The organism is Methylobacterium sp. Leaf87, from assembly GCF_001422775.1.
Lineage (GTDB): Bacteria > Pseudomonadota > Alphaproteobacteria > Rhizobiales > Beijerinckiaceae > Methylobacterium.
This window is the reverse complement of sequence record NZ_LMMI01000006.1, coordinates 1-21,932: the sequence shown is the minus strand read 5'-3', so window position 1 is coordinate 21,932 and position 21,932 is coordinate 1. Positions and strand designations below refer to the sequence as shown.

General features: G+C 67.8%; 17 protein-coding genes and 2 pseudogenes. 6 read left to right on the top strand and 13 right to left on the bottom strand.

Annotation, left to right across the window (positions count from 1 at the left end; translation table 11 throughout):
- The 11 genes from ASF22_RS05540 to ASF22_RS05490 form a co-directional block, all read right to left on the bottom strand.
- On the bottom strand, positions 1-921 hold the full coding sequence (locus tag ASF22_RS05540; RefSeq protein ID WP_056174309.1) for an ABC transporter permease: 921 nt from the start codon (positions 919-921) through the stop codon (positions 1-3).
- Positions 921-1,874 (bottom strand): ABC transporter permease, encoded by a 954-nt coding sequence (locus tag ASF22_RS05535; RefSeq protein ID WP_056262285.1) that lies wholly within the window; start codon positions 1,872-1,874, stop codon positions 921-923. The genes ASF22_RS05540 and ASF22_RS05535 overlap by 1 nt, the downstream gene beginning before the upstream one ends.
- Before the next feature lie 184 nt (positions 1,875-2,058).
- Complete coding sequence (locus tag ASF22_RS05530; protein ID WP_244474207.1) at positions 2,059-3,609, bottom strand: ABC transporter substrate-binding protein; 1,551 nt, start codon at positions 3,607-3,609, stop codon at positions 2,059-2,061.
- A 364-nt stretch (positions 3,610-3,973) separates the two neighbouring features.
- Positions 3,974-7,063: an efflux RND transporter permease subunit gene (locus ASF22_RS05525; protein WP_056262277.1), complete on the bottom strand. Its 3,090-nt coding sequence runs from the start codon at positions 7,061-7,063 to the stop codon at positions 3,974-3,976.
- Between the two features lie 81 nt (positions 7,064-7,144).
- The gene (locus tag ASF22_RS05520; protein ID WP_056262274.1) at positions 7,145-8,371 is read right to left on the bottom strand and encodes an efflux RND transporter periplasmic adaptor subunit; all 1,227 of its coding nucleotides are present in this window, start codon (positions 8,369-8,371) and stop codon (positions 7,145-7,147) included.
- A complete protein-coding gene (locus ASF22_RS05515; protein ID WP_056262271.1) occupies positions 8,371-9,000 on the bottom strand; it encodes a TetR/AcrR family transcriptional regulator in 630 nt (209 codons plus the stop codon). The genes ASF22_RS05520 and ASF22_RS05515 overlap by 1 nt, the downstream gene beginning before the upstream one ends.
- The gene (locus ASF22_RS05510; protein ID WP_156467601.1) at positions 8,997-9,260 is read right to left on the bottom strand and encodes a hypothetical protein; all 264 of its coding nucleotides are present in this window, start codon (positions 9,258-9,260) and stop codon (positions 8,997-8,999) included. The genes ASF22_RS05515 and ASF22_RS05510 overlap by 4 nt, the downstream gene beginning before the upstream one ends.
- Before the next feature lie 108 nt (positions 9,261-9,368).
- Positions 9,369-10,016, bottom strand: a complete 648-nt coding sequence (locus tag ASF22_RS05505; protein ID WP_056262269.1) for a DUF938 domain-containing protein — start codon at positions 10,014-10,016, stop codon at positions 9,369-9,371.
- Positions 10,017-10,238: 222 nt separating this feature from the next.
- The gene (locus ASF22_RS05500) at positions 10,239-10,970 is read right to left on the bottom strand and encodes an esterase (RefSeq protein ID WP_056262265.1); all 732 of its coding nucleotides are present in this window, start codon (positions 10,968-10,970) and stop codon (positions 10,239-10,241) included.
- The gene (locus tag ASF22_RS05495; protein WP_056262262.1) at positions 10,967-11,344 is read right to left on the bottom strand and encodes a nuclear transport factor 2 family protein; all 378 of its coding nucleotides are present in this window, start codon (positions 11,342-11,344) and stop codon (positions 10,967-10,969) included. Before ASF22_RS05495 ends, ASF22_RS05500 begins: the two co-directional genes overlap by 4 nt.
- Before the next feature lie 36 nt (positions 11,345-11,380).
- Positions 11,381-11,806: an OsmC family protein gene (locus tag ASF22_RS05490; RefSeq protein ID WP_056174957.1), complete on the bottom strand. Its 426-nt coding sequence runs from the start codon at positions 11,804-11,806 to the stop codon at positions 11,381-11,383.
- A 368-nt stretch (positions 11,807-12,174) separates the two neighbouring features.
- Between ASF22_RS05490 and ASF22_RS05485 the strand changes: the two genes are divergently transcribed.
- From ASF22_RS05485 to ASF22_RS05475, 3 genes are all read left to right on the top strand, one after another.
- Complete coding sequence (locus tag ASF22_RS05485; protein ID WP_056174326.1) at positions 12,175-12,648, top strand: PAS domain S-box protein; 474 nt, start codon at positions 12,175-12,177, stop codon at positions 12,646-12,648.
- Between the two features lie 100 nt (positions 12,649-12,748).
- Positions 12,749-13,999 carry a formyl-CoA transferase gene (gene frc, locus ASF22_RS05480; RefSeq protein ID WP_056174328.1) on the top strand — a complete coding sequence of 417 codons (1,251 nt, stop codon included), beginning with the start codon at positions 12,749-12,751 and terminating at the stop codon, positions 13,997-13,999.
- Positions 14,000-14,160: 161 nt separating this feature from the next.
- Entirely contained in the window at positions 14,161-15,339 is a 1,179-nt protein-coding gene (locus ASF22_RS05475) for an HPP family protein (RefSeq protein WP_056262259.1), read from the top strand.
- 283 nt (positions 15,340-15,622) lie between these two features.
- Here ASF22_RS05475 and ASF22_RS05470 read toward each other — a convergent pair whose 3' ends face one another.
- Positions 15,623-19,351 (bottom strand): vitamin B12-dependent ribonucleotide reductase, encoded by a 3,729-nt coding sequence (locus ASF22_RS05470; protein ID WP_056262257.1) that lies wholly within the window; start codon positions 19,349-19,351, stop codon positions 15,623-15,625.
- 474 nt (positions 19,352-19,825) lie between these two features.
- On the opposite strand from ASF22_RS05470, the gene ASF22_RS05465 reads away from it, so the two are divergent.
- From ASF22_RS05465 to ASF22_RS24740, 3 genes and pseudogenes are all read left to right on the top strand, one after another.
- Positions 19,826-20,242, top strand: a complete 417-nt coding sequence (locus tag ASF22_RS05465) for an NADH:ubiquinone oxidoreductase subunit NDUFA12 (RefSeq protein ID WP_056262254.1) — start codon at positions 19,826-19,828, stop codon at positions 20,240-20,242.
- Between the two features lie 157 nt (positions 20,243-20,399).
- Positions 20,400-21,020: a DUF2155 domain-containing protein gene (locus tag ASF22_RS05460; RefSeq protein WP_056174960.1), complete on the top strand. Its 621-nt coding sequence runs from the start codon at positions 20,400-20,402 to the stop codon at positions 21,018-21,020.
- Between the two features lie 155 nt (positions 21,021-21,175).
- Positions 21,176-21,304, top strand: a pseudogene (locus ASF22_RS24740) (IS481 family transposase); the annotation flags it as partial.
- A 103-nt stretch (positions 21,305-21,407) separates the two neighbouring features.
- Here ASF22_RS24740 and ASF22_RS22820 read toward each other — a convergent pair.
- A pseudogene (locus ASF22_RS22820) lies at positions 21,408-21,932 on the bottom strand (IS3 family transposase); the annotation flags it as partial.

The window sequence follows — 21,932 nt, the reverse complement described above, 5'->3', positions numbered from 1 at the left end:
TCACGACTTCACCTCCATGGCGGACCGGAGCCCGTCCGAGAACAGGTTGAACGAGATCGACACGATGAAGATGGCGAGCCCCGGCAGCGCCGCGACCAGGGGGTTCACGTAGATCGCCGTGCGCAAGGTGTTCAGCATCAGGCCCCATTCGGGCTCCGGCGGCTTCACCCCGAGGCCGAGGAACGACAGGCCGGAAGCGAGGATCATCGACACGCTGATGAGGCTGGTGGCGTAGACGAAGATCGGCCCCAGCACGTTGCCGAGCACCTGCACCCGGAGGATCGTGAACGTCGAGGCACCCGACAGCCGGGCGGCATCGACGTAGTCGCGCGAGCGGATCTGCGTGGTCACGCTCTCGGCCACGCGGGCGATCTGGGGCACGAACACGCAGGTCAGCGAGACGATGGAGTTGAACACACCGGCCCCCAGCGCGCCCGAGAGCGCGATGGCGAGGAGCACGGACGGGAACGCGAAGAACACGTCGACGGTCCGCATCAACACGGTATTGACCCAGCCGCCGACGTAGCCGGCGAGGATCCCGATCCCCGAGCCGATGACAAAGGCCAAGATGACCGGGGTGACGCCGATGAACAGCGACAGGCGTCCGCCCATCATCAGCCGGCTCAGCATGTCGCGGCCGAGCTCGTCCGAACCGAGGATGTAGGTGGCGTCGCCGATGGGCTTGAGCCGGCGCAGCATCGAGCCGCGATACGGATCCATGGGGGTGATCCACGGCGACAGGATCGCCACGGCCACGATGGCGAGGATGATGCAGGCCGCCACCATCGCCACGGGATCGCGGACGAGCTTGTGGCCGACCTGCCCCCAGAAACCCCGCGAGGCCACGAAGGCGTCGGGGGTGGACGAGGCGGGAGAAGCCCCGCCTGCGATGTCGATGGCCGGTGCGATCGTGTGTGCCATCAGCCCCTCTCGATGCGCGGGTCGAGCGCCGTCTGCACGACGTCAACGATGAGGTTGAGGGCGACGAAGAACATCGCCAGGACGAGGATCGAGCCCTGCAGCAGGGGCAGGTCGCGCTGGAAGATCGCGGCGTTGAGGAGGAAGCCCGTGCCCGGCCAGGCGAACACCGTCTCGATGAGGATCGAACCGCCGAGCAGGTAGCCGAGCTGCAGGCCCATGATGGCCAGCGCCGTGGGGGCCGCGTTCTTGACGACGTGCCGGAACACGCCGAACTCGCTCATGCCTTTGGCCCGCAGCGCCCCGACGAAATCCTGGGCCAGGATGTCGCCCACGAGGGCCCGGACCGTGCGGGCGATGACCCCCATGGGGATCACCGACATGGTGAGGGCCGGCAGGATGATGTAGCGCAGATGCTCGAAATCCGGCCGCCAGTTGCCCGAGCCGTCCGGGCCGGCGCCGGTGGGCGGCAGCCAGCCGAGCTGGGCTGAGAACACGATCACCAGCACCATGCCGAGCCAGTAATGCGGCACGCTGACCCCGAATACCGACACGGCGGAGGCGAGGCGGTCGAGGATCGAGCTGCGGAAGTATCCGGCGACGAAGCCGAAGACCATGCCGAAGGTGAAACCGATGAGCGTCGCTACGGAGGCGAGGATCAGGCTGTTGACCACGGCGCGGCCGACCTCCTGTGCCACGGGCCGCCCGGTGGCGATGGAGATGCCGAGATCGCCCTGGAGCACGTGCCAGAGCCAGATCACGTACTGGACGAGCAGTGGTTTGTCGTAGCCGTAGGCCGCCCGCATGGCGTCGATGGTCTCCTGCGTGGCGTCCACCGGAAGCACGGCGCTCAACGGGTCGCCGGGGGCGAGGTGGACGAGGAGGAAGCACACCACGCTGACGCCCAGCGCCACGGGCGTGACGGTGAGGAGGCGCTGGAGGATGAATCTCAGCATGGGGACACCTCAGCGAGTGGGCCGTCCCGCCCGCAGCCCTCATCCTGAGGTGACCGCGAAGCGGGCCTCGAAGGATGGTTCCAACGGCCTCGGCAGAGGCTGGAGGCCTCCTTCGAGGCCTCCGCTTCGCTCCGGCGCCTCAGGATGAGGTGATCGGGTGGGGGCGACATGGATGCGCCTCCGGTCATTTGCCCATGGAGATCGGCGAGAAGTCCTGGAACCAGTTCTGCGCCTGGACGAAGCCCTTCACCTTCGAGCTCATGGCCCGGGGATTGGTGTCGTGCGCCACCATCAGGAACAGGGCCTCGTCGACGTACTTCTCGTGGACCTTCTCCAGCACCTTGGTCTGCTCTGCCGGATCGAAGGTGGTGCGCACCGCGTCGAACAGCTTGTCCATCTCGGGGTCGCAGTAATGGCCCCAGTTGGTGCCGTTGGGCGCAGCAAGGTTACATTGGAGATGGCGGATGAACCCCGTGAAGGGGTCCTGGATGAAGTACGAAAAATTCATGCCCGTGGCGTTGCGGGACATGTCCGCCTTCGCGCCGCCGCGCCACAGGTTGATGAGGGTGTTCCACTCCACCACCTCGAACTCGACCTTGATGCCGATGTCGGCGAGATTCTGCTGGATGAGTTCGTTCATCGGCAGGGGCTGCATCTGGCCCGATCCGGACGGCGCGATGAGGATCTTCGTGACGATGGGCTTCTTCGGCCCGTAGCCGGCCTCCGCCAGGAGCTTCTTGGCGGCTTCCGGATCATAGCCCGGTTTGAAGGTCGGCTTGCCGAACCAGGCCGAGCCCGGCGGCATCAAGCCCTGCGCCGGGATCATCAGGCCGTTGAGCATCTCCTTCATGCCTTCGCGGTCGACGGCGAGGTTGGCGGCCTTGCGCACGCGGATGTCGTTCCACGGCGAGCCCTCGACGCGCGACAGATGCCAGGTCCAGTTGTGCGGATAGGCGTTGGTGACGATGGAAAAGCCGGCGCCTTTCAGCGACGCCACGGCGTCGGGCGGCGGCGCCTCGATCCAATCGACCTGGCCCGAGCGGAGCGCGGCCACGCGGGCGTTGGCTTCCGGCAGGGGCACCAGCACGAGCTTGTCGAGCTTGGGCACCCGCGCCGTGTCCCAGTACGCCTTGTTCGGCACCATCTCGGCGCGCTCGCGCGGCGCGAACAACGTCATTTTCCACGGACCGGTTCCAGATGGGGCCTTGGCGAAGGCATCCCAGCTCTTGCCCAGCTTCTCCCACTGGGCCGGCGAGGAGATCATGATCCAGGCGATCTGGTAGGGCAGGGTGGCATCGGGATTCTTGGTGATCACCTCGAGGGTGGTCGGATCGACGGCGCGGTAGCCTGCCACCGCCGGGATGCGGGAGCGCCCCTGCGCGGATTGGCGCGGATCGAAGTGCGGCGCGTCTGTCTTGAGGAGCTTGTCGAGGTTCCACACCACCGATTCGGCGGTGAAGGGCGAGCCGTCGTGGAAGGTCACGCCCTCCCGCAGCTTGAACGTCCACTTGGTCTTGTCGACCGGGTCCACGGTCCAGCTCGTGGCGAGGCCCGGCGCCAGCACCGAGGGCTTCGTCGCCGAGGACAGGTCCCAGTTGATGAGGCCGTCATAGACCGTATAGCCGGTGAACCGCATACCCTCGCCGCCATTGTCGGCCTGACCGGTGGTCAGCGGAATGTCGGAGGCGGTCATCCCGATCTTGAGGACGCCCTGCGCGAGGGCCGCCGGCATCATCAGACCCGACAGCAGGGTGATCGCGAGAAGGCGTCCCTTGGCGTGGGCGGGCGTGGTCCGACGCGTCGTTGAATCGATCATGCGCACACAGGTTCCTTCGGTGGGCCGAGCCCGGACGAGAAACTGTATGCAAACTGTCGGCCAGCCCGACCGGACTGGAGAAAGGAATCCCCCCGGTCGCCGCTGACCTATCCGAACGGTCTCCTTCCGAGAATCGCAACCACCGGCGTGGTGCACCGCCGCGCTCCCGCTCCTGACAGCGGGAGGAACCCGCGCCACTCGTGCGAGGGTTCATGCCGAAGGCGAGCGGGGCGAGGAACCCCGGGAAGGCGCGTTGTTCGTTCGAGACGCGTCGTCCGTCTCCTCACACCCCGTAGGAGACGGAGCTGTCCGGGGCCTCGTCGCGGGCCCCGACGATACGGCCAAGGAGGCGGCCGAGGACGTTGCCGAGGCTGTCCATTAGCAGGAACACCGCCGGCACGAACACCAGGGACAGCAGGGTCGAGACGATCAGCCCCGAGATCACCGCTACCGCCATGGGCGCGCGGAACTCGCCGCCGACGCCGAGGGCCATGGCGGAGGGCACCATGCCGGCCGCCATGGCGAGGGTCGTCATGATGATCGGGCGGGCGCGCTTGCGGCCGGCATCGACGATGGCGGTGACCCGGTCGACGCCCCGGGCCATCTCCTCGACGGCGAAGTCCACGAGCATGATGGCGTTCTTCGTCACCAGACCCATGAGCATCAGGATGCCGATGACCACCGGCATGGAGATGGGCATGTTGAGCAGGAGCAGGCCCAGGATGGCGCCCCCGATGGAGAGCGGCAGGGAGAACAGGATGGTGAGGGGCTGCAGGAACGAGCCGAACAGCAGCACGAGGACGGCGTAGACCATCATGATTCCGGCGCCCATGGCCATGAGAAACCCCGAGAACACCTCGCCCATGATCTCGGCGTCGCCCGTCTGGCGGATGGTCACGCCGGGCGGGAGGTTCTTCGCCGTCGGGGTATCGAGAGCCTGGGCGATGAGGGAGCCCAGCGCATCCGACCCCTCCATGTTGGCCTCCACGGCGACGCGGACCACGCGGTCGTAGCGGTCGATGGCGCCCGGCCCCTGGCCGAGTTCGATGTCGGCGACGGCCGCCAGGGGCACGGCGGCGTTGTTCTTGGCCGGAACCTTGAGGGTCTCCAGGCGCGCGACGGTGCCGCGCGCGCTCTCGGGCAGTTGCACCCGGATCGGCACCTGCCGGTCGGCGGCGTTGAACTTCGCGAGGTTCAGGCCGATGTCCCCGATGGTTCCCACCCGCACGGTCTCCGCTATGGCATCGGTGGAGACGCCGAGATCGGCGGCCGAGCCCTCCTTCGGGCGGATGCGGACCTCCGTGCGGTTGAGGGGCGCCGTCGACATCACCGAGACGAGGTGGGGGATCGCCGCCATGTCGCGCTGAAGCCGGGCGGCGACCTCCGAGACCACCGCCGTGTCGGGGCCGCCGACCACGAGGGCGAGATCGCGCTGGCCCGAATCGCGAAGCACCCACGAGCGGATGTCCGGCTCCTCGGCGATGAGGGCCGAGATCTCGGCCTCCACGGCGCCCTGCTTTTTCGTGCGCTGGTTCTTCGGCGTCAGGTTGACGATGAAGGTCGCGAGGCGCGTCTCCTTCTTACCGCCGACCTGCCGCCCGCCGTCGACGAAGACCGAGACCACCTCCGGCAGGGCGCGGATGCGCGCCGCCACCCGGTCGGAGGCCGCGATGGTGTCGGCGAGGCGCGCGCCGGGGGCGAGTTCGACCATGAGCAGGGTGCGGGCCATGTCCTGCTTCGGCACGAACCCGGAGGGCAGCAGGCCCGTGGAGGCGAGGGAGCCGGCGAACAGGGCCAGACCGACGATCAGGGTGATGAAGCGGTGGCGCACGGACCAGCCGACGAGGCGGCCGTAGGCCCGCATCACCGGGCCCTCCGCTTCCTCCGCATGGCCATGATCGCGCAAAAAATAGGCAGCCAACATCGGCGTGATCAGGCGTGCCACCAAAAGCGACATGAACACCGACACCGCGATGGTGAGGCCGAACTGGATGAAGTAGCGTCCGGCGATGCCGCCCATGAACGAGACCGGCGCGAACACCGCGATGAGGGTCGCCGTGATGGCGATGACCGCGAGGCCGATCTCGTCGGCGCCGTCGATGGCGGCGCGGTAGGGCGATTTGCCGAGCCGCATGTGCCGGACGATGTTCTCGATCTCCACGATGGCATCGTCGACGAGGATGCCGGTGACCAGGGTAATGGCCAGCAGGGAGATGCCGTTGAGGGTGAACCCCATGGCGTCCATGGCCCAGAAGGTCGGGAACACCGAGAGCGGCAGGGCGACGGCCGCGATGAGCGTCGCGCGCCAGTCGCGCAGGAACAGGAACACCACGATGACGGCGAGCACCGCGCCCTCGATGAGGGTGTGCATGGCCGAATCGTAGGAGCCGATGGTGGCCGAGACCGAGGAATCGATCTGCTCGAACACGAGGTCGGGGTAGGTGGTGGCGAATTCGGCGATCTTCTTCTCCACCGCCGCCGCCACCTCGGCGTCGCTGGCGCCCGAACCGCGCGAGACCGTGAACGCCACCACGGGATTGCCGTTGAAGCGCGCGAAGGTGCGCGGCTCCTCAATGGAATCCTCCACGGTGGCGAGGTCGTCGAGGCGCACCTTGCGGCCGCCGGGCAGGACGATGGAGGTGGCCTTGAGGTCTCGCAGGGTGCGGGAGGCGGCAAGCGTCCGGATCGATTGTTCACGTCCGCCGACCTCGCCGCGCCCGCCCGCCATGTCGGCGGAGGTGATGCGCAGCTGCCGATTCACGTCCGCCGCCGTGATGCCCAACGCCAAGAGCCGGTCGGGCTGGAGCACCACGCGCATCTCGCGGGCGACGCCACCGACGCGCTCGACGCCGCCGACCCCCTTCACCCCCTGGAGGGTGCGGGCGATCTTGTCCTCCACCAGCCAGGACAGGTCGGCCGGCAGCATGGCGGGGGCGGTGACGCCGTAGACCAGGATCGGCAGACCGGCGATCTCGACGCGACTGATCACCGGCTCGTCGATGGTGCGCGGCAGGTTGATGCGGATCTTGGAGATCGCGTCCTTGACGTCGTTGACGGCCCGGTCGGTGTTCACCTCGAGGCGGAACTCGACGGTGGTGACGGACGAGCCCTCGGTGATCGACGAGGTGATGTGCTTGACCCCGCGCACGCCCGCGATGGAATCCTCGACCCACTTCGTCACCTGAGTCTGCAGCTCGGAGGGCGCCGCGCCGGCCTGCGTGATCGCCACGGAGACGATGGGTACGTCGACGTTGGGCATGCGCGTGACGGCGAGGCCTCGGAAGCTGAAGAGGCCGAGGACGATGAGCACGAGGAACAGGACAAGGGGGCCGATGGGCTTGCGGATCGCGTAAGCCGAGATGTTCAGGCGCATCGGTCAGGGTGCTTCTGCGAGAGAATACGGCATGCGTTCAGGCAGGTTCGTGTTCGCAGGCCGGATCGAGGTATTGCGACCCTACGGAACGCCGGCCTCAGCGGTGGCCAGCGGCGAAGGCGTCGCCGCCACGAAGGCGGCCGGGCCGGCGACCGCGATGGGGCGCACGCGGTCGCCGTCTCGCAGGAAGGAGCCGGCGCGGGCGACCACCTGCTCGCCTTCTGCGAGGCCCTGGCGGACCTCGATGCTGTCGTCGTCGGACAGGCCCGTGCGGACCAGGCGGGACTCGACCCGGTCGCCAGTCACGACCAGCACGGTACTGCGCCGATCGGCGCCGTAAAGGATGGAGGCCTGGGGCACGGTGACGTCGCGGGTGCGGGCGAGTTCGACGCCGCCGCGCGCGAAGGTGCCGATGCGCAGGCGCGAGTCGGCGTCGAGGCGCACCCGAACCTTGCCGAGCCGGCTCGCCTTGTCGACCTCCGGATAGATGGCGCGCACGCTGCCCTCCACCCGCTCGCCGTCGCCGAGTACGATCCAAGCGGGCTTGCCCTCCAGGATCTGCGGCAGCCTGGTCTCGATGACCTCGCCCTCGAGCTCGATCTCGCCGCGGGCGATGAGGCGGAACAGGGGCTCGGCCGTCCCCGAGGCTGCCATGCCGACGCGGGCCGTACGACGGCTGACGATGCCGGCCTCCGGGGCACGGATTTCCGTTCGGGCAAGGCGCAGCTCGAGCTCGTCGCGCACGGCCTGCGCCTGGGCGAGTTCGGCCTTGGCGATGATGAGGCCGTTGCGGGCGAACGCGAGCTTGCCCTCCGCCTGGCGCAGCACGGAGGTGCGGCCTTCCAGGATCACGGCGGTGCCATTGCCCGTCTGGAGCAATTGGCGGGCGCGGTCGTGGGACAGGCGGGCCTCCGTCTCGGCGGCCTCGGCCTGCTCGATGGTGCTCTGGGCCTGGGGCACGGAGGCCGCCGCCTTGTCGATGAGCGCCTTCTGCTGGGCGAGTTGCCGGTCGATGAGGTCGCGGGACAGGCGTGCCAGGACCTGGCCGCGCTCGACCCGCATGCCTTCCTCCGCGAGCACTTCGGTGATGCGGGTGCCGTCGATCTCCGGCGTCACCAGGATTTCGTCGCGCGGGACCAGAGTTCCGGTGACCGTCACGGTCTCGACGATCTCGCGACGCTGGGCCTCGACCACACTGACGGCGGGGAGGGGCGGGGCCTTCACGGGGGCCACGTCGGCGGATGCCGGGCCGGCAGCGGACAACGACAGGAGGACGGCGCCGAGGGTCCGTGCGCGCAACGGGATCATCAGGTCGGCTCCGAGGGGGATGGGGCAGGGAGGCGGCCGGCAAGACCGGCCTCGATGGTGGCCCGGAGATGCGCCGCCGCAACGGCCGTATCGAAGCCCGGGATCAGGGCCCGGCTGACGACGAGCCCCTTCATCAGGGGATCGAGGATTGCGTAGACCGCGTGCGGATCGCAGGCCGGGTCGGTGGCCAGCGCCGCAAGGGTTTCGATGAACCAGTCGCGGGCCTCGGCGTCGGCGCTCTTCGTCATGGCGGCGATGGCCGGGTTGCGCGTCGCTTCCGACCAGATGTCGAGGCGCAGCACCGCAGCTTCGCGCGTGACTCGCTCGAAATACTGCGTGATGACGCCCAGGAAGGCCGCGCGCCGGTCGCCCGCCCGCTCCAGGTTCTCGACCAGGACGACGCCGCGCTCGCGCTCGCGCTCGGCCCACCCGAGGATCAACGCCTCCTTGGATTCGAAGTAGCGGTAGAAGTTGCCCGGGCTCATGGCCGCCTCGCGGGCCAAATCCTGCATGGTGGTGCGGTGGAAGCCATTGCGCACGAAGCAGGCTTCCGCCGCGTCGAGGATGTGCTCGCGCCGCGCCGCCTGACCGCTCCTCGCGTCGATGACGGTGCCGAGGGCCGCGCTCACGAGGCCGTCCCGGAGGACTGAACCATGGCGCAGGCGCGGGGCTGAAGGTCGAGGTCGGCGCAGACACGGGCCTGCCAGCTGTCCGGCCCGGCGCCCGTCCAGCCGATGAGGGCGAGCCAGCCAAAGGCCAGGGTGCCCATCACCACGAGGTTCGCCGGGGTGAAGACCGCGCGGAGGAGCGCCACGGGGCGCCCGGCGGACGGGGCCTCGGTCTCCAAGGCGTCGAATTCCGGCCAGCGGCCACGATGGGGAAGGACCATCACCAACTCCTGCTTGTCCCATCTGTATAATGAACGTTCATTCTCACGTCAATGAACGTTCATTCTCCTTCGAGGGCGAGGGTGCGATCCGGCACGCATCCAGGCGCTTCATCGCGCCGGATCAACCTTGCGAAACACCACGAACAGGTTGTTGGCCGGCATGGCGACATGCTGGGAGAGGGCGAGGCCGTGGGCTTCGGCAGCACGGGTCACGGCCGAGAGGTCGCGCAGCCCCCAGGCCGGATCGCGGGCGCGCAGGTCTGCGTCGAAGGCGGCGTTGCTGTTCGCGAGCCGTACTCCGTGCTCTCGGAATGGACCGTACAGGACCAGTACCCCGCCCGGCGGCAGCAAGCGGACGGCGCCGGCCATCAACCCTGGCGTCGCGGCCCAGGGTGCGATGTGAATCATGTTGATGCACACGATGGCATCGGCGCGGGATATCGGCCAATGCGGCATGGACACGTCGAGGTCCAGCGGGGGACGGAGATTGGCGCATGCCGCCGCGCGGGTGTGGGCGACGATGCTGCGCCGTGCTACCGGGTCCGGATCGCTCGGCTGCCAGATCAGATGGGGAAACGTCGCCGCCCAGTGGAGGGCATGCTCACCCGTGCCGCTCGCCACTTCCAGCACGGTGCCGAAGCGCGGCAGAACGCTAGCCAAAGCCGCGCCGATGGGCTCCCGGTTGCGTGGGACCGCTGGCGCATACAGTGCCTCGTCATCCGACATCGCCAAACCTCCCATGACGCCGCCGATCATATGCGTCGGGTCTCAGCAGCGCCTGACACCGCTACTGAAATGAATCTCCTATTTGAAATGATATAACAGTCGAGCTAGAAGTCGTATGTTCGACGTTGGCGTTCTGCCGTCCCGACCCGGCTCCCTTCCCCGAGCCGCTCGATGCCGTCGCACCAGCCGACCTCGCCGACCTACGGGCGGAGGAGGCCGTTTCACGGTTGCGGTCCTGACGAGCCTAGCAGCTCAAGTTTCCACCGTTGCGCGAAGGAAAGCCACCGCCTGGGCGACGATCTCCGGCTGGTGGGCGTGCGGGCCGTCATACTCGACCGCCGTCACGGCGTAGCCGGCGGCACGCAGGCGTGCGACGTGGACGCGGGCGCTGCGGTCGATGGGGATCTGTTCGTCGCGGGTGCCGTGGGAGACGAAGATCCGGGGCGCACCGACCTGCAGGTGTACGGATAGGAACCCGGCCGAGGATGCGACGACGTGGGTGACCACGTCGCCGTTGGCGAGGCCGAGGGACAGGGCGTAGCTGCCGCCGTCAGAATGCCCCGCGAAGACGAGCCGCGCCGGATCGAGGGGAAACCGCGCCGCCACCGCCGCCAGGGCCACGGACAGGCGCTCCCGATCCGGGCCATGGCCGCCGATCACGAGATCCCAGGTCGGGAACAGCGATTGGGGCGCCAGCAGCAGGAACCCCTCCGCTGCAGCATGGGCCTCAAGCATCGGCAGGATCCGCTCCGCGCTGCCGCCGCCGCCGTGGAACAGCACCACCAACGGCACGGGTCGGCCGGGCGCCAACCCCTCGGGCACCACTAGAACAGCGTCACGATTGTCGAACAGGCCGAGGGCGTGCCGGCCGGGCGGCAGGGGTGTCGCCGTCGGCAGGCGATGGGCGAAGCCGAGTCGCCCTGTGAGCTCCGGCGCGAGGACGACGGCGTCGGGTTCCGTCGGACCGGCGAGGGTCCGGGTCACGCGGCGTCCGCCGGGGTGAGAGGTTTGATCTTGAGCTGGTCGATCACCCAGAGCCAGCCGCCATCGGCCTGCAAGCGCGCCGTCTCCACGGAGATCTGCCCATTGGGCAGGCGCGCGAAGGTCATGGCGAGGTCGCCGTTGCGCAGAGCCGGCAGGGCCTCGACGGCCGGAAAGTTCGATTTGCGCGCAAGCAGGTCGGCGTAGAACGTCCGGATCTCGGCATGGCCCGTGGCCACGACGGCGCCGGCCGCCACGACGGCCTCGGGTTCGTAGAGGGCGACCAGACCCTCGACATCACCCGCATTGGCGCGGGCATGGAAGAGGCGGGCGAGGTCTTCGGGTGCCTCGGCGCGTGAGCGGTCGGTCTCGGGCATCGCTGATGTTCCCTTCGCTGTGATCTCGATTCGGTGTCAGCGCAGGCGCCGCCCGGTGCCGTCCGCGACGGTCACCGCCACGGGAATTCCGGCCTCGACGCTCTGCGACACGGTGCAGAAGCGCTCGAACTGCTCCAGCACCCGGTCGAGGCGCGGCATAGCCTCGGCCGATGCGCCCAGCGCGATGGCGACCTCGATTCCGCCGATCCGCAGGCGCCCTTCGGCGTTTCGCACGATCCGGCAATGGGCATCCGCCGTCACGCCGCCCGCCTCCTGGCGGAACTTGCCGAGGGCGAACACCATGGAGGCGCACAGGCAGTTCGAGACCGCCGCCACGAGGAGCTGTTCCGGGCAAGGACCGAACCCCTCACCGGCGGGGGGCGCCTCGTCGACGGACAGGACCGCGGCGAGGCCGCCGAAATCCACGGTGAAGCGATAGGCCGCGTCCTGGGTGATCCGAATGCCTGGACCACGGCCGGCCGCCGCGTCGACGGCGGCCGAACCCGCTGACGCTGCCGGACCGAGCGGCGCTTTGGCGCCCGCGAGTGGCGGAGAGCAGGACAGCTCCTCCGAGGCGGGCAGGCTGGTCGGTTGACAGTCCGAAATGCTTGGCATACCAAATACCAACAACGGGCGGACAGAAAAAGCAAGTCCTCGTCACGCCCAGGAGACTGTCGTTGCGGCTCTCGTTCCCGTCGATGTCGAATCAAAGCCCGGAGGAACCGATCATGCGCGTGACGATCCCTCGACGCCACTTCGTTCCGTCCTTGCTGCACTTGCGAACGTCTGTGGTGCTGCGCAGCGAAGACACCCTGAGCACGCGCTGAACGATGGTTGATCCCGGTGGAGCCCCCGCACAGGCGTTCGACGTCCTCGGTCTGGTGGAAGCCATCGGCGATGCCGTGGTGGTGTCCGATCCGTCGGGCGCCATCGTGGTCTGGAACGCCGCCGCCACGCGTATCTTCGGCCACACGGCCGCGGAGGCGATGGGCCAGTCCCTCGATCTCATCACCCCGGAGCGCCAGCGCCGGCGCCATTGGGACGGCTACTTCGAGACCATGCGGACCGGCATCACCAAGTACGGCGCCGACGTTCTGCGGGTTCCGGCGATCCACAAGGACGGCCATGCGCTCTCCATCGCCTTCACGGTGGGGCTGTTGCACCGCCCCGACGGCGCGGTGACGGGCATCGCCGCCATCATCCGCGACGAGACGCGGCGCTGGACCGAGGAGCGCGACCTGCGCCGCCGCGTCGCCGAACTGGAATCCCGTGTCCTGCCCCAGGGCGCGGTGGAGACGGCCTGACCGGGCCACAAGCCGCCAAGGCCAACACCAGACCCGCAGCAAAGCGGGCCTTTCAACAGACCAGCGTGTCCGTCACCGACCGATCAGGGAGAACGCCACCATGAGCAAGCCGCTCGAGGGTATCAAGATCATCGACTTCACCCACGTCCAGGCCGGACCCGCCTGCACGCAATTGCTCGCTTGGTTCGGCGCCGACGTGATCAAGGTCGAGCGACCGGGCTCCGGCGACGTGACCCGCACGCAGTTGCGCCACGTCGAGGATGCCGACGCCCTCTACTTCACCATGCTGAATTCGAACAAGCGTTCGCTCACCCTCGACACCAAGACGCCCGAGGGCAAGGAAGTCCTGGAGACGCTGATCCGGCAGTCGGACGTGATGGTCGAGAATTTCGGCCCCGGTGCCCTCGATCGCATGGGCTTTTCCTGGGCGCGCATTCAGGAACTGAACCCGGGCATGATCCTCGCCTCGGTGAAGGGCTTCTCGGACGGTCACCATTACGAGGACCTCAAGGTCTACGAGAACGTGGCGCAGTGCGCCGGGGGTGCTGCCTCCACCACGGGCTTCTGGGATGGGCCGCCCACCGTCAGCGCCGCCGCGCTCGGCGATTCCAACACCGGCATGCATCTCGCCATCGGCATCCTCACGGCGCTCCACCACAAGAACAAGACCGGCACCGGCCAGAAGGTCGCCGTGTCGATGCAGGATTCGGTGCTCAACCTCTGCCGGGTGAAGCTGCGCGACCAGCAGCGCCTCGATGCCCTGGGCTACCTCGAGGAATACCCGCAATATCCCCACGGCGAATTCACCGACGTGGTGCCGCGCGGCGGCAACGCCGGCGGCGGCGGCCAGCCCGGCTGGGTGCTCAAGTGCAAGGGCTGGGAGACCGACCCCAACGCCTACATCTACTTCACCATCCAGGGTCATGCCTGGGCGCCGATCTGCAAGGCCATCGGCAAGGAGGAGTGGATCGATGATCCGGCCTACAACACCGCCCGCGCCCGCCAGGACAAGATCTTCGACGTGTTCGCGGTCATCGAGGCCTGGCTCGCCGACAAGACCAAGTTCGAGGCCGTCGACATCCTGCGCAAGTTCGATATCCCGTGCTCGCCGGTCCTGTCGATGAAAGAACTGTCCGTCGATCCGTCGCTCCGCGCCAGCGGCACCGTCGTCGAGGTGCAGCACCCGAAGCTCGGCTCGTACCTGACCGTCGGCAGCCCGATCAAGTTCTCGGACATGAGCGTCGACATCAAGGCCTCGCCGCTGCTCGGCGAGCACACCGACGAAGTGCTGCTCGACCTCGGCTACACCCAGCAGCAGATCGAGCACCTGCATCAGGCTCGCGCCGTCTAGGATCGGCCTTCGCCTGACAACCAATCGGCGCGCCCCGGGGCGCGCCGTGCGCGTCGTGATCACACCGGTCACGCTCGGCCCCGATTGCCGCGCCACGCTCTCCCGCTACGAATCGGTCGGCAGCCTTCCGCCTAAATAGAACGCCGAGGCCCGCTCCGACGATGCGACTGTTCCTGCGTCAGCTCCTGCCGGACACTCCGCCGCCGAGCCGGCGCGAGCGCCTGCGTGCGGCGGCAGGTGCCCTCGTCGGCATCCTGGTCACGGGGCTGATCGCCCGCCTCGCCCTCGGAGCCGACGCGGTGCTGCCGGTGCTCATCGCCCCCATGGGCGCTTCGGCGGTTCTGCTCTTCGCCGTCCCGGCGAGCCCGCTCGCCCAACCCTGGTCAATCCTCGGCGGCAACGGCGTCGCGGCCCTCGTCGGCGTCACGGCCGCGGCCGCGATCCCGGATCCCCTCGCGGCGGCGTCGGTGGCGATCGGCACTGCCATCGCCCTGATGACGACCCTGCGCTGCCTTCACCCGCCGAGCGGCGCCGTCGCCCTCACGGCGGTACTCGGCGGCCCGGCCATCCACGACCTCGGCTACGGTTTCGTCCTATGGCCCGTGGGCGCCAATTCGGTCGCGATCCTCGCCGTCGCGATCGTGTTCAACAACCTCACCGGACGGGCCTATCCGCACCGGGCCGCCCCCGGGCACGGCACCGCCGATCCAGCGCCGTCCACCCGGAGCGTCACCCACGCAGACCTGGACGCGGTCCTGGCCGCGTATGATGGCGTCCTGGATGTGGCACGCGACGACCTCGCGGCGATCCTGGGGCGAGTTCAGCTCGAAGGGTATCGGAGGCGTGCCGCCGGCCCGATCACCTGCGCGGCCATCATGTCCCGCAACGTCATCGCCGTGGCGCCGCAAGCGCCCCTGCACGAAGCTCTCGGCCTCCTGCGCCACCACCGCGTCAAAGCGCTGCCGGTGACCGACGAAGGCGCTCGCATCCTCGGGATCGTCACGCAGACGGACCTCCTCGACAAGACCGTGTGGGAGCGGCCCGGACCGCGCCTCGGGGTCGCGCGGCGCCTCGCCCTCACCCTGGCCCGTGGCCGCGCCCCGCACGGCAGCGTCGAGGACATCATGACCAGCCCCGTCCGGTCCGTCCGCGCCGACACGCCTATCGCCGACCTCGTGCCGTGGATGTCCGATGACGGCCTATCACACCTGCCTGTCGTCGGTCCGGACGATCGGCTCGTCGGCATCGTCTCCCAGGCCGACCTCGTGGCCGAACTGCTGGCGGAGGCCGTGGGCGTACGCGACCGGGCTGCGACCGCAGCCGAACCTGCCCTCACGTGAGAGCTGAGGGCTGAAGGCATCGCACGCCTCCCTCAGACGCCGATCCCCTGATTCACACCCGAACCACACCGCCTAACCCAAACGATCCAACCCGAGAGGGCACTGTTCCGATATTGGTCTCGGCGGTGTTTGGACTCACACGTTTCCCATTCAGGCCGTCCGACCCGGACGGCCTCCCTTGTCATGGTTGCCGCGGACACATATCGCTCACCGTCGCTGACACCGTTCCTGGTAACGCGGACGAACATCGACTCCTTCCGCACCAGTCATGTCCGTCATGACGTCACGAGCAACCCGTGGTCGAGCCGCACGTGTCGCATTTGAGGCAGGTTCCGTTTCGCACGAGGGTGAAGTTCGCGCATTCGGGGCAGGCCTCGCCGACATAACCCTTCATTTTCGCCTCCGCGCGGCGGTCGGAGACCGTACGCTCGGGTTTGGCGAAGGGTAGTGCCTCGACCAATGTCTCTGCGATGCCGGCCAGGATCGGTTCGGACTTCAACGCCGTGGCACCGCGCATTGCATGGACCACGCCGCCTGCCGGAGTTGTGACGCCGGCCGAGGACGCTCCCACCCCGACCGCGCCGCCGGCCGGACCGCCCTGGATCAGGGTGAGCCGATCGGCCGATCCACGCAGGAGGCCACGGGAGACCACGTTGGCCGCGACGGCGTCGGGCTTGTCGCCGCGCGCACCCTCGCCCTCGCCCTTGCCCATGACCGTGTTGCCGATCTCGGACGGGTCGACATGGGCGAGATCCATGCGGCCGAGATACGAGATGGCGAGCTCGCGGAAGACGTAGTCGAGGATCGAAGTGGCGTTCTTGATGGCGTCGTTGCCCTGCACGAAGCCCGCCGGCTCGAATCGGGTGAAGGTGAAGGCGTCGACGTATTCTTCCATGGGCACGCCGTACTGGAGGCCGATGGAGATCGCGATGGCGAAATTGTTCATCAACGAGCGGAAGGCGGCGCCCTCCTTGTGCATGTCGATGAAGATCTCGCCGATGCGGCCGTCATGATACTCGCCAGTGCGCAGATAGACCTTGTGGCCGCCGACCACCGCCTTCTGGGTGTAGCCCTTGCGACGGTCGGGCAGCTTTTCGCGCGACCGGATGCGCTCGACGCGCTCGATGACCCGCTCGACGATCTTCTCCGCGAGCTGCGCGGCCTTCGCCGTAGCCGGCTGGGCGACGAGCGCTTCGATCACCTCCTCGGCATCCTCCTCCTCGTCGGCGATGAGCGCCGAGTTCAGGGGCTGGGACAGCTTGGAACCGTCGCGGTAGAGGGCGTTGGCCTTCAGGGCTAGGGTCCAGGACAGCTTGTACGCGTTCTTGCAATCCTCGACGGTGGCGTCGTTCGGCATGTTGATGGTCTTGGAGATAGCGCCCGAGATGAAGGGCTGCGCCGCCGCCATCATGCGGATGTGGCTCTCCACGGAGAGGTAGCGCTTGCCGATGCGGCCGCACGGGTTGGCACAATCGAACACCGCGTAGTGCTCGACCTTGAGGAACGGGGCGCCCTCCAGGGTCATGGCACCGCAGATATGGGTGTTGGCCGCCTCGATGTCCTTCTTCGAATAGCCGAGGAACGGCAGGATCTCGAAGGTCGGGTCGGAGAGCTTATCAGCCGGGACCTCGAGCACGTCCGTGAGGAAAGCGTCGCCCAGCGTCCAACGGTTGAACACGAACTTGATGTCGAAGGCCTGCTTCAGCCCCGCCTCTATGGCCGAGAGCTTCTCGTCGGTGAAGCCCTTGGCGCGCAAGCTGCCCGGGTTGATGGCCGGGGCCTGGCCCATGGAGCCGTGGCCGACGGCGTAGGCCTCGATCTCGGCAATCTCGGATTCGCGGTAGCCTAGGGTCCGCAAGGCGTCCGGCACGGCGCGGTTGATGATCTTGAAGTAGCCGCCGCCGGCGAGCTTCTTGAACTTCACGAGGGCGAAGTCGGGCTCGATGCCCGTCGTGTCGCAATCCATGACGAGGCCGATGGTGCCGGTGGGCGCGATCACGGTCGCCTGCGCGTTCCGATACCCATGCTCCTCGCCGAGCTTGAGGGCGCGGTCCCAGGCGTGGCGGGCACGCTCCGCAAGATCGGCTTGGGGGATGTTGGCGAGATCCAGGGGCACCGGGGCGATCGACAGGAACTCGTAGCCCTCGGCCTCGCCGTAGGCGGCGCGGCGATGGTTGCGGATCACCTTGAGCATGGCGTCGGCGTTCTCCTCGTAGGCCGGGAAGGCCCCGAGTTCGCCGGCCATCTCGGCCGAGGTCGCGTAGGATACACCCGTCATGATCGCGGTGAGCGACCCGGCGAGCGCCCGGCCCTTATCCGAGTCGTAGGGCAGGCCCATGCTCATCAGCAGGCCGCCGATATTGGCGTAGCCCAGACCCAGCGTCCGGTAGCGGAACGAGAGCTCGGCGATTTCCTTCGAGGGGAACTGCGCCATCATCACGGAGATCTCGAGGACCACCGTCCAGAGGCGGTTGAGATGCTCGAAAGAGGCAACGTCGAAGTGGTTCGTGGCGCGGTCGTACATCGTCAGCAGGTTGGCCGAGGCCAGGTTGCAGGCAGTGTCGTCGAGGAACATGTACTCCGAGCACGGGTTCGAGGCGCGGATGCGCCCGCCCGCCGGGCAGGTGTGCCAGTCGTTCATGGTGGTGTTGAAGTGCAGGCCCGGGTCGGCGGAGGCCCAGGCGGCTTCGCCGATCTTGTCCCACAGCTCACGCGCCGGCAGGGTTTTCGTGGTCTTTCCCGTCGTGCGGGCCTTCAACTCCCAAGGGGCATCCGCTTCAACCGCGCGCAAAAAGTCGTCGGTGAGGGAGACGGAGTTGTTCGAGTTCTGGCCGGCCACCGTGAGGTAGGCCTCCGAGTCCCAATCGGTGTCGTAGACGGGGAACTCGATCTTGGTGAAGCCTTGGCGGGCGAACTGGATCACCCGCTTGGTGTAGGAATCCGGCACCATGTCCTTGCGGGCGGCCTTCACGGCCTTCTTTAGGACCGGGTTGCGCTCGGGATCGAAGCAGGCGTCGCCCTCGGCCTCGCATTGGGTGCAGGCCTTCATCACCGCGGTGAGGTGCTTGGAGACGATCTTGGAGCCGGTCACCAGGGCGGCGACCTTCTGCTCCTCCTTCACCTTCCAGTCGATGTAGGTCTCGATGTCCGGGTGGTCGATGTCGACGATGACCATCTTAGCCGCGCGGCGGGTGGTGCCGCCGGACTTGATGGCGCCGGCCGCCCGGTCGCCGATCTTCAGGAACGACATCAGGCCCGACGACTTGCCGCCGCCGCCGAGCTTCTCGTTCTCGCCGCGCAGCATGGAAAAGTTCGAGCCGGTGCCGGAGCCGTACTTGAACAAGCGGGCTTCGCGGACCCACAGGTCCATGATCCCGCCCTCATTGACGAGGTCGTCCTGCACACCCTGGATGAAGCAGGCGTGCGGCTGCGGATGCTCGTAAGACGAGGCCGATTTCGTCAGCTCACCTGTGCGGTAATCGACATAATAGTGGCCCTGGGCCGGACCATCGATGCCGTAGGCCCAATGCAGGCCGGTGTTGAACCATTGCGGGGAGTTCGGCGCCACCATCTGGCGGGCGAGCATGAAACGCAGCTCGTCGAGGAACGCGGAGGCGTCGTCTTCGGAGGTGAAGTAGCCGCCCTTCCAGCCCCAATAGGTCCAGCAGCCGGCGAGGCGATCGAAGACCTGCGTCGACGACACTTCCGAGACGTAGCGCTCGGCCTCGGGCACCTCGGTCAAAGCCGCCTCGTCGGCCACGGAACGCCACAGGAAGGACGGGACGTCGTTCTCCTCGACCTTTTTCAGGCGAGCCGGCACGCCGGCCTTGCGGAAGTACTTTTGAGCCAGCACGTCGCTGGCGACCTGGCTCCAGCTCTCGGGCACCTCGATGCCCTCCAGGCGGAACACCACCGAGCCGTCCGGATTGCGGATCTCGCTCAGGGTCTTGCGGAATGGAATCGTGGCGTAGGGGGATTGCCCGGCCGTGGTGAGGCGACGCTCGAACCGCATGAAACCTGTCTCCCGCCAAGCGCGCGATGGCGCCAGGGTTGTGATGCTGGGCTGGCGAGGACAAGCGACCGCGAACGCCCGCGCCACGCTGTTCAAACCAGACAAAATCGATGAACCGCCGAGGGACCGGATCGCTTCGGCGACATCCGAAAGCTAGCGCGTCGAGGACCCTCACGTCAACAACTTGTGTGCGTCGGCTATGTTCCTGACTAAATGTTGTGTCCACGCCCTAAATCCTGTGGATATCCGCGGCTTTCGGATAAGTGCTCTTTGGCGCTCGCGGAATCGCCGCGAGGATTCTGATGGCGCACAGGTTGGGACGAGCCGGGCCGGGCATACGCAATGGTTAACGCCGCCGGGGTGTGACAATCCGGGCGCAGGCGGGTACCCCGACTGGACTTGGGGGCAGCGCCTCACCATAGTCCCGCGCGAATGACGGACCGGCGGCCCCTAAGGCCCTTTCAGGCGAACGCGATGGCTCTCAAGGACACGCTCCTGCGGATTTTCACCTGGTGGAACGGGCAGACCATGTCGCTTGCCCTCTACACGGCACGCAAAGGGCAGTTCGTCGGCACGGACGAAGGCGGCAACACCTATTACCGGGCGCTTGGGCCCCTCATCGACCGGTCGGTGGGGCCGGAGCGGCGCTGGGTGGTCTATAACGGCTACGCCGACGCCTCGAAGGTGCCCCCCGGCTGGCGCTCGTGGCTGTGCCACAACGCCGACGTGCCGCCGAGCGAGGAGGCCTACACTCCGCGCGAATGGCAGAAGCCGCATGTCGAGAACCTCACGGGGACGCTCGGCGCCTACCGCCCGAAGGGCTCGCAACTTAGCACCGGCCAGCGCCCTCCGGCCACCGGTGATTACGCACCCTGGAATCCGGGCGCGTGAGCTTCGGGCCGGACACGGCCCTTTTTCCACCAATGTTGCACGCTTAACCGCGGGTCGCGTCGTCATCGCCTCGTGGCGCGCCGTCACAAGGGAGCGAGCCGTGAGCCGCAGCACCGCACGCGTTTCGCGATCCGGCCTCCTCGCCGCGCTCTTCGCCATTCCGGCCCTGACCTTCTCCGCGCTCCCGGCCGGGGCCGACAAGATCAAGAACCCGACCGCGGTGTTCTCGGGCCTCGACAAGATCACCGGCCGCATCGTGTCGTTCGAGGTGGCGGTGGACGAGACCGTGCAGTTCGGCGCGCTCCAGCTCACCCCGCGCGTCTGCTACAGCCGGCCGCCGACGGAAAGCCCGAAGACCACGGGCTTCCTCGAGGTCGACGAGGTCACCCTCGACAGCAAGTACCGCCGCATCTTCACCGGCTGGATGTTCGCGGCGAGCCCCGGCCTGCACGCCATCGAGCACCCGATCTACGACGTCTGGCTCGTGGATTGTAAGGGCGGCTCCGACGTGATCGCCGAGGCGAAGGAGCAGGAGGATACGCCAGTTCTGGCGTCGAAACCTGAAAAATCCCGGCGCCAGCGCGGTGGTCAGGACGCGACGCGGACGGCCCAGCAGGTCAACCCCAACGGTCAGGTGGACGTCGAAGCGCCGCGCGGCGTGCCGGTCCAGCCGAAGCAGAAGCCCTCGCGAAAGTTCTTCCCATCGAACGAAGGCCCGGCACCGGCCCCCCCGTCGCCGCCGCCGCCACAGAACCTGTTCGACGCACTGTTCCGGTAGGGTGAGACGGAATGGCGTGAGGGGCCACCCCCTTCCACCGGAGCGCTAACGCTGCATCCTATTCGAACGGGCGGACAGCTCACTGCGTGCGGTTCGGAAGGTCTTTGATCCCGCGATTTGGCGATACGGTCGAGCACCCTATCGCGAGGGATAGGCTGTGGGGGCGGGTTTTCAATTGAAGCGCCACCGCCACGGCGGCAGTCCGCCGCGCGATTCAGACACGTGAAGAGAGCTTAAGGGCGCTGGCGCGGCGCAAAGGCGTCTGCCCGATGACGGTGCTGCGCGGCGCAAACGGACGAGCACAGCCCTCGCGGCGCCAGTGATCCTCCCCCGTTTCGACGGACGTGGGTTTAGCTCGCGTTCCGCTCGGCCTGCTCGGGTGTGGTCGGTGATGTCCGCCAGCCAGACCGTGTTGGGCAGGGCAGCCGAGAAGAGCTGCTTCAGGAGGTCGGGTGCGACCGGCCGATCGTGACGGCTGTCGGTCGTGCAGGGCCGGAACCGACGCCCAGCCAGGGCCCGGATGCCTTGGCGGCGCATGAGGCGCTCCACGCGTCCGCGACTGGCTGTTCGGCCCTCCGCGCGCAGTGCGGCATGCACGCGAGGCGCGCCGTAGCGCCTGAGATGCCCGGCATGGATACGCTGGACGTCGGCCAAGAGCTGACGGTTCGACGCCGACCGGGCACTCTCGGGGCGTAATCGCCAGCCGTAATAGCCGCTCGGGGGGACTTCGAGCACGCGGCACATGACACGCACCGGCCAGGTGCTCGCATGCTGCTCGATGAAGGCAAACGTCACATGGGCATCTGCGCGAAGATGCCGATCGCTTTTTTTAGGACGTCGCGCTCCATGCGCGTCCGGTCGAGTTCACGCCGCAGACGGGCGATCTCGGCGGCTTGGTCGGAGGGGGACGCC